General features: G+C 71.6%; 13 protein-coding genes and 1 tRNA gene. 11 read left to right on the top strand and 3 right to left on the bottom strand.

Going from position 1 to position 15000, the window contains the following annotated elements; translation table 11 throughout:
• The first annotated feature begins 47 nt into the window (after positions 1-47).
• Positions 48-1325 carry a phosphopyruvate hydratase gene (gene eno, locus KSO98_RS09010; RefSeq protein ID WP_225285018.1) on the top strand — a complete coding sequence of 426 codons (1278 nt, stop codon included), beginning with the start codon at positions 48-50 and terminating at the stop codon, positions 1323-1325.
• 61 nt (positions 1326-1386) lie between these two features.
• Here eno and KSO98_RS18855 read toward each other — a convergent pair whose 3' ends face one another.
• On the bottom strand, positions 1387-2295 hold the full coding sequence (locus KSO98_RS18855) for a collagen-like domain-containing protein (protein WP_308012748.1): 909 nt from the start codon (positions 2293-2295) through the stop codon (positions 1387-1389).
• 159 nt (positions 2296-2454) lie between these two features.
• Between KSO98_RS18855 and KSO98_RS09000 the strand changes: the two genes are divergently transcribed.
• From KSO98_RS09000 to KSO98_RS08980, 5 genes are all read left to right on the top strand, one after another.
• On the top strand, positions 2455-3036 hold the full coding sequence (locus tag KSO98_RS09000; protein WP_225285016.1) for an FtsB family cell division protein: 582 nt from the start codon (positions 2455-2457) through the stop codon (positions 3034-3036).
• Position 3037: 1 nt separating this feature from the next.
• A complete protein-coding gene (locus tag KSO98_RS08995; protein ID WP_225285014.1) occupies positions 3038-3553 on the top strand; it encodes a DUF501 domain-containing protein in 516 nt (171 codons plus the stop codon).
• Positions 3554-3559: 6 nt separating this feature from the next.
• A complete protein-coding gene (locus tag KSO98_RS08990; RefSeq protein ID WP_225285012.1) occupies positions 3560-4522 on the top strand; it encodes a Ppx/GppA phosphatase family protein in 963 nt (320 codons plus the stop codon).
• Positions 4519-4680, top strand: coding sequence for a hypothetical protein (locus KSO98_RS08985; RefSeq protein ID WP_225285011.1), 162 nt, complete (start codon positions 4519-4521; stop codon positions 4678-4680). Before KSO98_RS08990 ends, KSO98_RS08985 begins: the two co-directional genes overlap by 4 nt.
• A gap of 59 nt (positions 4681-4739) precedes the next feature.
• A tRNA-Leu gene (locus KSO98_RS08980) sits at positions 4740-4813 on the top strand.
• Positions 4814-4839: 26 nt separating this feature from the next.
• Here the strand turns inward: KSO98_RS08980 and KSO98_RS08975 are convergent.
• The gene (locus KSO98_RS08975) at positions 4840-5532 is read right to left on the bottom strand and encodes a hypothetical protein (protein WP_225285005.1); all 693 of its coding nucleotides are present in this window, start codon (positions 5530-5532) and stop codon (positions 4840-4842) included.
• A gap of 172 nt (positions 5533-5704) precedes the next feature.
• Between KSO98_RS08975 and KSO98_RS08970 the strand changes: the two genes are divergently transcribed.
• Complete coding sequence (locus KSO98_RS08970; protein ID WP_225285004.1) at positions 5705-6568, top strand: Bax inhibitor-1/YccA family protein; 864 nt, start codon at positions 5705-5707, stop codon at positions 6566-6568.
• 2 nt (positions 6569-6570) lie between these two features.
• On the opposite strand, the gene KSO98_RS08965 is transcribed toward KSO98_RS08970, so the two are convergent.
• A complete protein-coding gene (locus tag KSO98_RS08965) occupies positions 6571-7551 on the bottom strand; it encodes an SGNH/GDSL hydrolase family protein (RefSeq protein WP_225285003.1) in 981 nt (326 codons plus the stop codon).
• A gap of 36 nt (positions 7552-7587) precedes the next feature.
• On the opposite strand from KSO98_RS08965, the gene KSO98_RS08960 reads away from it, so the two are divergent.
• The 4 genes from KSO98_RS08960 to cydD all read left to right on the top strand — a co-directional run bounded on the left by KSO98_RS08960 (position 7588) and on the right by cydD (position 14982).
• Entirely contained in the window at positions 7588-8982 is a 1395-nt protein-coding gene (locus KSO98_RS08960) for a cystathionine beta-synthase (RefSeq protein ID WP_225285002.1), read from the top strand.
• Between the two features lie 106 nt (positions 8983-9088).
• Positions 9089-10564 (top strand): cytochrome ubiquinol oxidase subunit I, encoded by a 1476-nt coding sequence (locus KSO98_RS08955; RefSeq protein WP_225285001.1) that lies wholly within the window; start codon positions 9089-9091, stop codon positions 10562-10564.
• 10 nt (positions 10565-10574) lie between these two features.
• Entirely contained in the window at positions 10575-11585 is a 1011-nt protein-coding gene (cydB, locus tag KSO98_RS08950; protein ID WP_225285000.1) for a cytochrome d ubiquinol oxidase subunit II, read from the top strand.
• A 1-nt stretch (position 11586) separates the two neighbouring features.
• Complete coding sequence (cydD, locus tag KSO98_RS08945; RefSeq protein ID WP_225284999.1) at positions 11587-14982, top strand: thiol reductant ABC exporter subunit CydD; 3396 nt, start codon at positions 11587-11589, stop codon at positions 14980-14982.
• The last annotated feature ends 18 nt before the right edge of the window (positions 14983-15000 follow it).

The raw sequence follows: 15000 nt of genomic DNA, 5'->3' as shown, positions 1-15000 counted from the left end.
CTAGGCTGGCGCCGCATCTTCCACAGACTTACAGGAGCACATCGACGATGGCAGTCATCGAAGCAGTCGGCGCACGCGAGATCCTCGACTCCCGAGGCAACCCGACCGTCGAGGTCGAGGTCCTGCTCGAGGACGGCACGTTCGCGCGCGCCGCCGTCCCGTCCGGCGCCTCCACCGGCGCGTTCGAGGCCGTCGAGCTCCGCGACGGCGGCGACCGCTACCTGGGCAAGGGCGTCCAGAAGGCCGTCATCAACGTCATCGAGACCCTGTCCGAGGCCATCGTCGGCCTCGACGCCTCCGACCAGCGCGCCATCGACCAGGCGATGCTGGCCGCCGACGGCACCCCGAACAAGGCCAACATGGGCGCCAACGCCATCCTCGGCGTCTCCCTCGCCGTCGCGAAGGCCGCCGCCGACAGCGCCGGCCTCCCGCTCTTCAAGTACGTCGGCGGCAACAACGCCCACGTCCTGCCCGTTCCGATGATGAACATCCTCAACGGCGGCGCCCACGCGGACTCCAACGTCGACGTCCAGGAGTTCATGATCGCCCCGATCGGCGCTCCGACCTTCGCCGAGGCCCTGCGCATGGGTGCCGAGGTCTACCACGCGCTCAAGTCCGTGCTGAAGGAGAAGGGCCTCTCCACCGGGCTCGGCGACGAGGGCGGCTTCGCCCCCAACCTCGAGTCCAACCGCGCCGCGCTCGACCTCATCGCCGAGGCCGTCGCCAAGGCCGGCTACTCGCTCGGCACCGACGTCGCGCTCGCGATGGACGTCGCGGCCTCCGAGTTCTGCACGGACGGCGTCTACACGTTCGAGGGCCAGTCCAAGACCTCCGCCGAGATGACGGCCTACTACGCCGACCTGGTCGCCAACTACCCGATCGTCTCGATCGAGGACCCGCTGGACGAGGACGACTGGGAGGGCTGGAAGACCATCACCGACGAGCTCGGCTCGAAGGTCCAGTTGGTCGGCGACGACCTCTTCGTCACCAACGTGGAGCGCCTGCAGCGCGGCATCGCCGGCGGCCAGGCCAACTCGATGCTGGTCAAGGTCAACCAGATCGGCTCGCTCACCGAGACCCTCGACGCCGTCGAGCTCGCCCACCGCAGCGGCTTCAGCAACATGATGTCGCACCGCTCCGGCGAGACCGAGGACACCACCATCGCCGACCTGGCCGTCGCCACCAACTGCGGCCAGATCAAGACCGGGGCCCCGGCCCGCTCGGACCGCGTCGCCAAGTACAACCAGCTGCTCCGCATCGAGGACGAGCTCGGCGACGCCGCCCGCTACGCCGGTGCGAGCGCGTTCCCGCGCTACAACGCCTGATCGCGTACGAACGACAGCGGCCGCGCCCCCCGAGGGGAGCGCGGCCGCTGTCGTTCGTGGGTCACTTGGCGCAGATGGTGTACGCGGTCGCGGTTCCGTTCGTGACGCCCACGACGAGCGCCCAGTTCGTCGGGGTGCTGGCGCTGAGGGCGCCGCCACCGTCGCTCGGATAGCTCTGGAGGGTGTAGGTCCAGTCGGTAGGGTCGGAGTTGTAGACGCCACCCCCGATGGGCTGTTCGCCGGTCGTGCAGGCTCCGCCGACGATGCGGTGGGTCGCAACGGCCCCGTCGCCGGAGGCGGTGCCTCCCGTCACATAGCGGACCGAGCTGAAGCCCCCCGCTGCTCCCGTGGCACCTGTGTCGCCCTTCGTGCCCTGCGGCCCGGTGGCCCCGGTGTCTCCGGTGTCGCCCTTCGGGCCCTGGGGACCGGTCAGGCCGGTGGCCCCGGTGTCTCCGGTGTCGCCCTTCGGGCCCTGGGGACCGGTCAGGCCGGTCGAGCCGGTGTCTCCGGTGTCGCCCTTGGGGCCCTGCGGGCCGGTCGCACCGGCGGGGCCCGGCATGCCCATACCCATCGGCCCCATGGGGCCGATCGCGCCCGTCGCGCCCGTGTCGCCCGTGTCGCCCTTCGGCCCCACCGGGCCGACGGGTCCCTGCGCGCCGGAGCCGGCCGGGCCGACCGGGCCCTGCGGCCCGACGGCGCCCGTCTCGCCGGTCGCGCCCGCCGGACCTGCGGGGCCGGTAGCGCCGCGCGGACCGATGGGGCCCGCCTGCGGCTTCACGCTCCAGGTGATCGGCTGCTCGCCGGCCTTGCAGTCCTGCTTGCCGTTGAGCACGCGGATGTCGCCGTCGTCGACGCAGGCCCTGACGCTGGTGGGCTTGGCGGACGCGGAGTCGACGAAGCCGGCGATCCCGGCGATGGCGAGCACTCCGGCTGCGGTGAGCACGACGGAGCGCGAGGCGAAAGAAGTCACGATGGATGACGCTAGGCGCGTTCGCGGCGCGCCAGGACGATCCGGGGTCACTGGGGGACAACGTCCCGGGTCCGGTCTAGCCATGCTTCGAGGCCGCGACCTCGCCGGTCTCGGCGGGGCGGACCACGATTCGGCTGCCCGGTTGGCAGAATGACCGCCGTGGCACAGCAGCGATCCGGCAACCGCGGACCCCGGGGGCGGACCGGCCCCGGACGTGGCTCCGGGCGCACCGGCCGCTCGCTGAGCGGCGACACCGGCTCCCAGCCACGCACCGGCGCAGGCCGTACGGACCGCCCCGGGCGGACGGTGCCGCGCCCGCGGGTCACCGGCCGGATGGGTGTCTTCGTCCTGGTCATGCTGGTGCTCGTCGTCTCGTACGCCTCCTCGCTCAAGGCCTACCTCCAGCAGCGCCACGACATCGACGCCCTGTCCTCGCAGATCGTGGAGCGGGAGAAGGCGATCGCGGAGCTGCAGGACCAGAAGACCCGGTGGGACGACCCGGCCTACCTCGAGCAGCAGGCGCGGGAGAAGTTCGGCTACGTGATGCCGGGCCAGACCGCGTACGTTGCCCTCGACGCGAACGGCGAGCCGATCAAGCCCTCGGGCCGGCTCAGCTCGCCCGACTCGGTCGGCAAGCCGCAGGAGCCCACCGCCTGGTGGAGCGAGGTGTGGAGCAGCGATCTGATCGCCGGCCACCCGCCCGCCGTCGGCACACCCCCAGCAACGAAGATCGGACAGTGAAGTGAGCATCGACCCTCGCGACGAGGCGGCCATCGGCGCCCAGCTCGGCCGGGTGCCGCGCGGGATCCACGAGATCGGCCACCGTTGCCCGTGCTCGCTGCCCGACGTGGTGACCACCGAGCCGCGGCTCCCCGACGGCACGCCGTTCCCGACCACGTACTACCTGACCTGTCCCCGTGCCGCGTCGCGGATCGGGCGACTCGAGGGTGACGGCGTGATGAAGGAGATGGAGGCCCGGCTCGAGTCCGACCCCGAGCTCAAGGCCGCCTACCAGCGCGCGCACGAGGCGTACCTGGCCGCGCGCAACGACATCGAGGCCTCCGCCGGGCTGGACGTGCCCGAGATCCGTGGCATCTCCGCCGGCGGCATGCCCGAGCGCGTGAAGTGCCTCCACGTGCTCGCCGGCCAGGCGCTGGCCCAGGGCCCGGGTGCCAACCCGCTCGGCGACGAGGTCCTCGCCACCCTCGGCGACTGGTGGGCGTCGGGCCCCTGCGTGGACCTGCCCGACGAGGCCTGATCCTCGATGTCGCACCCGGACCGCACGGTCGCCGCGATCGACTGCGGCACCAACACGATCAAGCTGCTCATCGGCCGCATCGAGGGGCACGGTGGCGTCACGACCGACCTCGTCGAGTTGGCGAGGGAGATGCGGATGGTGCGGCTCGGTCAGGGCGTCGACGCGACCGGCGAGCTGCATCCCGATGCGCTGGAGCGCACGTTCGCCGCGATCGACGAGTACGCCGCGCTCATCCGTACGCATGAGGTCACGCCGGAGCGGATCCGCTTCGTGGCGACCTCGGCCAGCCGTGACGCCCGCAACGCCTCGGTCTTCGTCGACGGCGTCCGCGAGCGCCTCGGCGTCGAGCCCGAGGTCGTCAGCGGCGACGAGGAGGCGGCACTCGCGTACGACGGGTGCATCCGCAACCTGCGCGACGAGCCCGCGCTGCCGGTGGTCGTGATCGACATCGGCGGCGGCTCGACCGAGCTCATCCTCGGCGAGAGTGTCGAGGGCGGTCCGAGCGAGGCGTTCTCCATGCAGATCGGGTCGGTGCGCCTCCAGGAGCGCCACCTGCACACCGACCCGCCGACCGAGGCCGAGATCGCCGCCTGCGTGGCCGACATCGACGCCGCCCTCGACGCCTGCCCGGTCGACCCGGCCCGCGCCCGGTCGGTCGTGGGCGTCGCCGGCACCATCACCCAGCTCGCCGTCGGGTTCCTCGACCTCGCGGAGTACGACCGCGGCGCCACCGACCAGCTCCGCATCCCGCTCATCGAGCTCGACGGGCTCGTCCGGCGACTGCTCGCGATGACGGTCGTGGAGCGCACCGCGCTGCGCTGGATGCACCCGGGCCGTGCCGACGTGATCGCGGCCGGAGGCCTGGTGCTCAGCGCCGTCCTGCGGCGTACGGGCGTGGACGAGCTGATCGTGTCGGAGTCCGACATCCTTGACGGGATCGCCTGGTCCATGACGGACTTACCTGCGTGAAGAAGCTCATCGTGCTGGTGGCCGCGGCCGCCGGCGTCGCCTACGCCGTCAAGTTCAAGCCCGAGCAGGTCAAGGCCCTCGGAGCCCGGATCACCCGCGACCCGCGGGTCCAGTCGGCGCTCGCCACCGCGTCCGAGAGGACCGGCCGGCGGCACTGACCCCTTGACTCGCGGGTACCGGTCGAGATTCAGCGCTTGACCGCGACCGGCACCCGCGAGCCCCTGTATCCCAATCGGCAGAGGAAGCCGCCTTAAAAGCGGTTCAGTGTGGGTTCGACCCCCACCGGGGGCACTTCTCCTTCGTCGCCCGTTCGCCGGTCAGCCGGACTGGGCGAAATCGGGCAGGCGAACCTCCATCTCGGCGGCCGGGGAGCCGACGAAGCTCGCGCCGTCGGAGGCCACCGAGGCGGCGATCGTGTAGCCGGCGGCCCGGATCGCCGCGCGACACCGCGCCTTCTCCGTCGCCTCGTCGGTCGACCCGACCGGGGGAGGGAAGACGCCGCTGAGCGGGACGTGCGCGCGCTCGAGCAGCGACTGGATCGCGCCCAGTCCGTCGCGGTACGTGCGTCCGGTGACGTAGAAGACCGCGTAGCCGAGCCGGTGCGCCGTCCGGACGAACCGGACCGACTGCGGCACCAGCGTGCCGAGCCCGGCCAGATGGGTCTGCACCATGACGTCGTCGATCCCCATCACCACTGCGAGCTGCTCGCCCGGGCGACGCTCTGCGGCCCGGTGGCGCAGCCAGGCCGCCGCACCGCGACCCCCGTCCACCGCTGCGTACGCGCGATCGACGGCGAGCGACCAGGCCGCCTCGCCGTACGGCGCGGGCGGCATCTCCGCATCCTCGGAGCGCACCGTCTGCGTGGAGGTCGACCGCATCAGCACGTGACGCGCGTCGTGGTCCAGCGGCTCGACCACGAGCCAGGCCAGCAGCGCGCTGCCCAGAATGGCCAGTGCGAGCGCTGCGACGGCGAGCCCACGCAGGGGGCGCGGGAGGGAGACGGCCGTCATGCCACGACGGTAATGAGACCTCGATGAAGAGAACCTGAAATCGTAGGGACCGGCGGGACCGTCGGGAACGCGGCGCTCCTGTCGTACGTTTTCCCATCGTGACGCCTCACTAGGATGGGAGCGTCAGGTTGTCATCAGGGTGATGCGGCCACCAGGGCTCCAAGGAGAGACCATGCAGAGCAACAACCCGGTGTTCCGCAACTCGGACGAGTTCAAGCCGGGCTACAACGCCTACGGCAACGCGACCTACGCGGGCAACGGCGCCACCCACAGCGGCTACGGCAGCGACCCCTCGACGTGGGGCGTCGGCCAGCGCGGCAGCTACGGCCTGCAGGACACCCGCGCCACCGGCGGTCCGATGACCGTCGACGCGGTGGTGCAGAAGACCGCCATCTCGCTGATCGTCGTCATCGCCGCCGCCGTCGCCACCTGGGTGCTGACCCCGGCGCTGGACACCGAGCAGGGCCTGAGCGCGGTCTACACAGCCGCCGTGGTCGGCAGCCTCGGCGCGTTCGTGCTGTCGATGGTCAACTCGTTCAAGAAGCTGATCAGCCCGGCTCTCGTGATCGTCTTCGCCGGCCTCCAGGGCATGGCTCTCGGTGCGCTGAGCAAGACCTTCGACGCGCAGTTCGGCGACGGTGTCATCACCGGCGCGGTCCTCGGCACGTTCGCCGCCTTCGCCGGCACCCTGGCCGCGTACAAGTTCTTCAACATCCGCGTCACCAACCGCTTCCGCCAGATCGTCACCGCGGCCGTCCTCGGCATGGTCGCGCTGTCGCTGATGGAGTTCGTCCTCGGCCTCTTCGGCAACAGCCTCGGCCTCTTCGGCGTCAGCGGCCTCGGCATGATCACCGCGGTGATCGGCCTCGGCCTCGGTGTCGCGATGCTGATCACCGACTTCGACTTCGTCGAGCAGGGCGTGCGCAACGCCCTGCCGGAGCGCGAGTCGTGGCGGGCGGCGTTCGCGCTGACCGTCAGCCTGGTCTGGATCTACATCAACCTGCTGCGGATCCTGTCCTACTTCCGCAGCAACTGAGCTCAGCGGCGGGCGCGACCCCGCCGCACCACTCGAGGCCGCTTGGCGACGCGCACCCAGATGCGTCCCAGGCGGCCTCGCGGCTTCGCGACCGGGCCGAGCTCCGTACCGGGGGTGTTCACCGCGCGCAGCGTCGCCGCCGCGATCGGCAGGGCATGCTCGCCGCGGTAGGTGGCCAGCTCCGCCTGCTCGTCGCCGAGCAGGCCCAGCGCAGCCAGGGTCGAGGGCAGCAGCACCTCGGCCAGCGCCGCATAGCCCGCGGTGGAGGGGTGGAACTTGTCCGGCCCGAAGAGGAAGTCGCGGTTGGCGGTGAACTCCGGGCCGAGGATGTCGGCCAGCGACACCGTCCGGGCGCCCGCGCGCACCGACCTGATCGTCTGCTCGGCAGCGATGCGACGTGACCAGGCGCGGGCGAGGTGGCGCAGCGGCGGCAGGATCGGCTTGATCGACCCGAGGTCGGGGACCGTGCCGACGAGCACGGCGACGCCTCCATCGCGCAGCCGCTCGACCGCGCGCACGAGGTGGCTCGAGGAGACGCTCGGGCGCACCAGGTGGGTGACGTCGTTGGCGCCGACCAGGATCACCGCGACATCCGGCTGATAGGCCAGCGCGCGCTCGACCTGGATGTCCAGGTCCGAGGAGAGCGCGCCGACGACGGCCAGGTCACGCAGGCGCACGCGGCGCCCGGACCAGTCCGCGACGCCCTGGGCCAGCAGGGCACCCGGCGTCTCCGGAGCATCGACCAGGCCGTAGCCGGCCGCGCTGGAGTCGCCCAGCAGCGCCACCGTCAGCGGCGGCTCGTCGGCGCGCGGGCCGTCGTTGCCGTACATGCCGGTCGGGTCCGGGGGAGGGATGAGGTCGACCGCGTTGATGGTCGCGTACGCGAACCGGGCCTCGGCGACGAGCACGGCGAAAGCGGCCCCGCTGAGGATGCCAGCGACCGCGCCGACCTTCAGCGCGCGGCGTCGCTTCGTACCCGTCACGCCCACACCCTACGAAACCCCAGTACGGTGGCGGACATGGAGTACGTGGACTCGGTCCTGGACCTGATCGGTGACACCCCGCTCGTGCGCTTGCGCCGCACCCTGGATGCCGGCTCCGCCGAGGGGCCGGTGGTGCTGGCGAAGGTGGAGTACCTCAACCCTGGCGGCTCGGTGAAGGACCGGATCGCCACCCGGATGATCGAGGCCGCGGAGGCCTCGGGGGCGCTGCAGCCCGGTGGCACGATCGTCGAGCCGACGAGCGGCAACACCGGCGTCGGGCTCGCGATGGTCGCGCAGGAGAAGGGCTACAAGTGCGTCTTCGTCTGCCCCGACAAGGTGTCGGAGGACAAGCGCAACGTGCTCAAGGCCTACGGCGCCGAGGTCGTGGTGTGCCCGACCGCCGTCGCGCCCGAGCACCCCGACTCCTACTACAACGTGAGTGACCGGCTCGCCGCCCAGCCGGGCGCCTGGAAGCCGGACCAGTACTCCAACCCGCACAACCCGCGCTCGCACTACGAGACGACCGGCCCCGAGATCTGGCAGCAGACCGAGGGCCGCATCACCCACTTCGTCGCGGGCGTCGGCACCGGCGGCACCATCTCCGGCATCGGGCGCTACCTCAAGGAGCGCAACCCCGACATCCAGGTCATCGGCGCCGACCCGGCCGGGTCGGTCTACAGCGGAGGTACGGGCCGCCCCTACCTCGTCGAGGGCGTCGGCGAGGACTTCTGGCCCGAGACGTACGACCGCTCGATCGCCGACCGGATCATCGAGGTCTCCGACGCCGACTCCTTCGCCTTCACCCGCCGGCTCGCCCGGGAGGAGGCCCTGCTCGTCGGGGGGTCCTCGGGCATGGCGGCCTACGCCGCCCGCCAGCTCGCGGCCGAGCTGGCTGCCGAGGGCCGTACCGACGCGGTGATCGTGGTGCTCCTGCCCGACTCCGGGCGCGGCTACCTCACCAAGGTGTTCAACGACGCCTGGCTGGCGCAGTACGGCTTCCCGACCGGCTCCGAGCAGCCGACCCAGAGCGTCGGCGACGTGCTGCGCGGCAAGTCCGGCGCGCTCCCGGCGCTGGTGCACACCCACCCGAGCGAGACGGTCGCCGAGGCGATCCACATCCTGCGCGAGTACGGCGTCAGCCAGATGCCGGTCGTCCGTGCGGAGCCGCCGATCGTCGCCGCCGAGGTGGCCGGGTCGGTCTCCGAGCGGACCCTGCTGGACGCCCTGTTCGCCGGCGAGGCCCACCTGACCGACCCGGTGGAGCAGCACATGTCGGCTCCGCTGCCCACGATCGGCGCCACCGAGGACGCCACGGCCGCGGTCGGCCTGCTCGGCACCTCGGACGCCGTCCTGGTGCATGAGGACGGCAAGCCCGTCGGCGTGCTCACCCGCGGTGACCTCCTGGGACATCTCAGTGGCGTAGCCCACTAAGGGTCTTTGGGCCCTCAGGGTCCCGGATCAGGTCGAGCGCCCAATCCCGAGGGGTAGCGTCCTGTGCGGCAGCTGAAACCAGCGCGCACCGCTCCCGGAGGCTCGTATGAACGCCCTTGAGATCACCGACATCGCCCGGTGGCAGTTCGGCATCATCACCGTCTACCACTTCCTCTTCGTCCCGCTGACGATCGGCTTGTCGGCGATCGTGGCGCTGATGCAGACGATCTGGCTCAAGACCAAGAACGACGACTGGCTGCGCCTGACGAAGTTCATCGGGAAGCTCTTCCTGATCAACATCGCCATGGGTGTCGTGACCGGCATCGTGCAGGAGTTCCAGTTCGGGATGAACTGGTCCACGTACTCCCGCTTCGTGGGTGACATCTTCGGGGCGCCGCTGGCGGTCGAGGCGCTGCTGGCGTTCTTCCTCGAGTCGACGTTCATCGGGCTGTGGATCTTCGGCTGGGACCGGGTGCCCCGCAAGATCCACGTGACCTTCATCTGGCTGGTCCACATCGGGACGCTGGCCTCGTCGTGGTTCATCCTGGCGGCCAACTCGTGGATGCAGCACCCGGTCGGCTACCGCTTCAACGAGGAGCGCGGACGCGCGGAGCTGACCGACTTCTGGGCGGTGATGTTCAACAAGGTGCAGCTGGGCACGTTCCCCCACGTGATCGCGGCCTCGTACATGACCGCGGCGGTGTTCCTGGTCGCGGTGTGCGGGTTCCTGTACGGCAAGCGCGCCACGGAGGCCGCGAGCCTGCGAGAGGCCGAGAGCGTCACCGTCAACGGTCGGGACCGGGACATGTACGCGCGCGGCATCCGGCTGGGTGCGGTGATCGCGGTCGTCGGCTTCCTCGGCGTCGCGATCAGCGGTGACGTGCAGGGCAAGATCATGACCGACGTGCAGCCGATGAAGATGGCCGCCGCCGAGGCCCTGTGGGACACCTCGGACTCGTGCGCCCCCTTCTCGATCTTCACCATCGGCACGCCGGACGGCTCGGCGAAGCGCTGGTCGCTGGAGGTGCCGTGCGTGCTGTCGTTCCTGGCCACCGGCGACCCCCAGGCCAAGGTGCAGGGCATCAACGACCTGCAGGCTCAGTACGAGCAGCAGTTCGGGCCCGGCAACTACAAGCCGATCATCCCCGTCACGTACTGGTCCTTCCGCTGGATGATGGGGCTCGGCGTCGCCGGGGTGGCCGGCGCCGTGCTGCTCGCCTGGATGACGCGCAAGCGGCGTACGCCCACCTGGCCTTGGTACAACTGGATCGTCGTGCTGGCGCCGTTGTGGGCTCTGCTGGGCAACGGCGTGGGCTGGGTGTTCACCGAGATGGGCCGCCAGCCGTGGGTGGTGTTCGGTCTGATGCAGACCGCCGACGCGGCCTCGCCGAACGTCTCGACCACCGAGGCCTGGATCTCGATCACCGCCCTGGCCCTGCTGTACGCGGTGCTCGCCGTGATCGAGGTCGGCCTGCTGCTGAGGTTCATCCGGAAGGGGGCCGACGCGTACGTGGAACCGCCGGACCTGACCTGGAAGGACATCAAGAGCGATGACGACCAGCCCCTGACCTTCGCGTACTGAGGAGAGTGACATGGAGCTGACGACCGTCTGGTTCTGCCTGATCATGGTCCTGTGGACCGGCTACTTCGTCCTCGAGGGATTCGACTTCGGGGTCGGGATGCTGCTGCCGTTCCTGGCCCGCGGGGACCGCGAGCGACGCCTGATGATCAACACCATCGGTCCCCTGTGGGACGGCAACGAGGTGTGGGTCCTCACCGCCGGCGGGGCGACGTTCGCCGCGTTCCCGGAGTGGTACGCGACGCTGTTCTCGGGCTTCTACCTGCCGCTGCTGCTGATCCTGCTGGCGCTGATCGTGCGCGGGGTCGCGTTCGAGTTCCGCCACCAGCGCAGCGACGTGACGTGGCAGCGGCGCTGGGACATGGCGATCGTGGTCGGGTCCTTCGTGCCGGCGTTCCTGTGGGGTGTCGCCTTCGCGAACATCGCTCGCGGCGTGCCGATCGATGCGGACAAGAACTTCCAGGGCACGGTCTTCACCCTGCTCAACCCGGTCGGCATCCTCGGCGGCCTGGTCACGCTGACCCTGTTCCTGACCCACGGCGCGATGTTCATCGCGCTGAAGACGGACGGCGAGATCCGCCACCGCGCCCGCGCACTGTCGCTGCGGCTCGGAACCGTGGCGGCCGTGGTGGCGGTGGTCTTCATGCTGTGGGCCGAGATCCACACCGGTGATGTGACCTCGGCGCTGTTCTTCATCGCTGCGGCGGCCTGCCTGCTCGGCGGGCTCGCGGCGGCTGCGAGCGGTCGAGAGGGCTGGGCCTTCGCCGGCACGTTCCTCACCCTCGCGTTCGCCGTGGTGGGGCTCTTCGCCGCGCTCTTCCCCGAGGTGATGCCCACGACGCTCGAGGGTGGGGTGTCGCTGACCGTGCACAACGCCTCGGCGACCCACTACACCTTGCAGGTGATGACGGTCATCGCGGCGATCTTCACCCCGATCGTGGTGCTCTACCAGGGCTGGACGTACTGGATCTTCCGGCGCCGCCTCACGATCCAGCACATCCCGGCCGAGGAGCTGGCGCACTGAGGTGAGACCCACCGATCCGCGGCTGCGCGCCCAGCTCGGGCCGGCGCGCAGCCCCCTGCTGGCCGTCGTCTGCACGGGCGTGCTCGGGAGTCTGGCCCTGATCGCGCAGGCGTTCGCGGTCACGGCGCTGGTGCTGGCGATCATCCATACGGATCCCGTCGGCGCGGTCGTGGGGCGCGCGGTGCTCGTCGCGGCGCTGTTCGCACTGCGCGGACTGCTCGGCTGGATTGGTGACGTCGCTGCCGCGCGGGCGGCCGGATCGGTCGGGGCGGGACTGCGGCGCCGGGTACTCGGCGCCCTGCTCGCCCCGGACGGTCGACGCGACGATGCCGGAGGGCCGGGGCGGAACTCCGTGCTGGCGACGCGGGGGGTGGCGGCCGCGGAGCCGTATCTGACGCGTTACGTCCCGGCGCTGGTGCTGGCCGGGGTGCTGCCGGTGCTGACCCTGATCGTGATCGCCGTGATGGATCCGCTGAGCGGGTTGATCGTGGTCTGCACGCTGCCGCTGATCCCGCTCTTCGGGGCCTTGGTCGGGCTGGCGACGCGTGACCGGGCCGCGACGCAGTGGCGGGCGATGGAGCTGCTCTCAGGGCATTTCCTCGACGTGATGCGCGGTCTGCCGACCCTGGTCGCGTTCCGTCGCGCCGAGGCGCAGTCGCGGACGATCGCGGCCGTCACCGAGCGCTACCGGGTAGCCAGCCTGGCCACGCTGCGGATCGCCTTCGCCTCGGCCGCGATCCTCGAGATGGTCGCCACCATCTCGGTCGCGCTGGTCGCTGTCACGGTCGGCATCCGGCTCGCGGGTGGGCACATGGATCTGCGGACGGCATTGGTCGTCCTGCTGCTCGCTCCTGAGGCGTACTGGCCCCTGCGCCGTGCCGGCTCGGAGTTCCACGCCGCCGCCGAGGGCGTGGCCACCTTCGAGGCGGTGGATGCGCTCGGTGATCCGCGGGGATCGAGCAGCGGACGTGTCGGGACGCGGTTCGCCGCGGAGGAGGTCTCCCTGACCTACCCCGGTCGTACGGTCCCCGCGCTCGCCCCGATCTCGCTCGACCTGGCCGGCCCGGGCGTCACGGCGGTCGTGGGGCCGTCCGGCTGCGGGAAGTCGACGCTGCTGCGGATCCTCGCGGGGCAGCTGGACCCGAGCTCGGGTGAGGTCGTGGCCCCACCGCGCGAGCAGGTCGCGTACCTGCCGCAGCGACCCGTCTTCGTCGCCAGCTCGATCGGTGACAACCTCCGCCTCGCGCGGCCCGACGCCACCGACGAGGAGCTCTGGGCGGCGCTCGCGGACGTCGCGCTGGCCGAGCGCGTCGGGGGGCTGCTCGGTGGCCTCGAGGCCGACCTGGCCGAGGACGGCCGGAGCCTGTCCGCGGGGGAGCGCGCGCGTCTGGCCCTCGCCCGGGTCGGGCTGTCGGGTCGTCCGTACGTCCTGCTCGACGAGCCCACGGCCCACCTCGACAGCGAGACCGAGCAGGTCATCGCCGACACCGTCATCCGGTGGGGTGGCACGCGCACCGTCATCGTGGTCGCGCACCGCCCCGCGCTGGTCGCCGCCGCCTCGCGGGTGGTCGAACTCGCCGCACCGGCCGCTATACAGATGAGCACAACGGCCCCGGCGTCCGATCGTGCTCGTCCGTATAGGGCGCCTATAAAGACGAGCACGACGGCGGTGGGCGAGGCGGATCGTGCTCGTCCGTATAGAGCGCCTATAAAGACGAGCACGACGGCGGCGGGCGACGGGGATCGTGCTCATCCGTATAGGGCGCCTATAAAGACGAGCACAACGGCGGCGGCAGCCGATCGTGCTCATCCGTATAGCGACCCAGCAGCGCGACCGATCAGAGGCGGCTGGGGTGCCGCCCTGCTCGGGGGACTGGCCTCCGCCTCGGGCGTCGCGCTGACCGCCCTGGCCGGGTGGCTGATCGTCCGCGCCGACGCGCGGCCCGCGATCCTGACCCTCACCGTCGCGATGGTGGGTGTCCGCACGTTCGGCCTCGCCCGTCCCGTTCTCCGCTACGTCGAACGGCTCTGGTCCCACGACCGGGCACTGCGGCTGCTCGCGCACCGCCGCGTCGAGGTCTACGACGCCCTGGTGCCTCTCGTGCCGGGCCGCATCGGGAGGCGCGGCGATGTGCTCGCGTCGGTGGTGGACGACGTGGACGCCGTCCTCGACACCGAGCTGCGCGTGCGGCTGCCCGTGCGCGCCTACGTCGTGGTCGCGACGCTCGCGGTCCTCGTCGCGGCGCTGATCCGTCCTGTCGCGGGCGCCGTGATCCTCGCCGATGCCCTCCTCGCCTGGGCGGTCTTCGCCCTGGCGCGACGAGGGGCGAGCCGCGCCGAGGAGCGTGCCGTCACCGCCCGCGCGGCCCTCTCCGACGCCGTTGTCGAGGCCGCCCAGACGGCCGACGAGCTGCGGACCTGGGGCGCCGAGCAGCGGGCGTACGACGCCGTCGCCGCCCGCGGCGCCGAGCTCGCCGCCGCGACCCGGTCCGCCGCCACCTGGCTCGGCGGGGCGCGCGCCCTCGTCCTCACGGCCGCGGGTGCCGCGGTCGCCGCCCTCGCCCTCCTGCTCCGCGCCCAGGTGGCCGGCGGCGACCTCACCGGACCGGTCCTCGCCCTGCTCCTGCTCCTGCCGATCGCCCTGGCGGAGGCCACCACCTCGATGGCCGACGCCGGTGCCGCGGCTGCCCGCGGCGCCGCCGCGAGCGACCGGCTCGACGCCCTGGCCGCCGAGCCGCCCGCGATCACCGAGACCGCCACCCCGCGACCGGCTCCGGACGGCAGCACGATCACCACCGAGGGCGCGCACGCCCGGCGGCGGACCCTGCCCGACCTGACCATCGAGCCGGGCGAGCGGGTGGCCGTGGTGGGACCGTCCGGCTCAGGGAAGAGCACCCTGGCGGCGCTGCTGCTGCGCTTCCTCGACCCCGATCGCGGCCGGATCGGGCTCGACGACGCCGACTACCGCGACCTCGCTGCGGCGGCCGTTCGCGAGCGGGTCGGGCTGGTGGACGACGATCCGCACGTCTTCGCCTCGAGCGTCGTGGAGAACGTCCGGCTCGCCCGCCCCGAGAGCACCGACGAGGAGGTCGAGCAGGCGCTGCGCCATGCCCACCTCGGACGGTGGCTCGACGACCTTCCCCGCGGCCTCCACACCCACCTCGGCGCCAGCACGATCTCCGGCGGCGAGCGGGCCCGGATCGCGATCGCACGCAGCCTCCTGGCCGACCAGCCCGTGCTCGTCCTGGATGAGCCGACGGCTCACCTCGACGCCGGCACCGCAGCCGAGGTCGCCGGCGAGATCCTGGACGCGCGGGAACGCAGCATCGTCTGGATCACCCACAGCGACGTCGGCCTGGACCGGGTCGATCGGGTCATCACCACGCAGGCCGACTAGACCCGCATCGGCGGCCCG

The organism is Nocardioides nematodiphilus (genome assembly GCF_020216525.1).
Taxonomy (GTDB): domain Bacteria; phylum Actinomycetota; class Actinomycetes; order Propionibacteriales; family Nocardioidaceae; genus Nocardioides; species Nocardioides nematodiphilus.
The sequence above is the reverse complement of the archived record's forward strand: the minus strand, read 5'-3'. Positions and strand labels throughout refer to the sequence as shown.

Bases quoted from the DNA above. Each gene is read 5' to 3' on its own strand.
- eno (WP_225285018.1), top strand. From the start codon at position 48: ATGGCAGTCATCGAAGCAGTCGGCGCACGCGAGATCCTCGACTCCCGA.
- KSO98_RS08955 (WP_225285001.1), top strand. From the start codon at position 9,089: ATGAACGCCCTTGAGATCACCGACATCGCCCGGTGGCAGTTCGGCATC.
- KSO98_RS08960 (WP_225285002.1), top strand. From the start codon at position 7,588: ATGGAGTACGTGGACTCGGTCCTGGACCTGATCGGTGACACCCCGCTC.
- cydB (WP_225285000.1), top strand. From the start codon at position 10,575: ATGGAGCTGACGACCGTCTGGTTCTGCCTGATCATGGTCCTGTGGACC.
- KSO98_RS08970 (WP_225285004.1), top strand. From the start codon at position 5,705: ATGCAGAGCAACAACCCGGTGTTCCGCAACTCGGACGAGTTCAAGCCG.
- KSO98_RS08990 (WP_225285012.1), top strand. From the start codon at position 3,560: ATGTCGCACCCGGACCGCACGGTCGCCGCGATCGACTGCGGCACCAAC.
- KSO98_RS08975 (WP_225285005.1), bottom strand. From the start codon at position 5,532: ATGACGGCCGTCTCCCTCCCGCGCCCCCTGCGTGGGCTCGCCGTCGCA.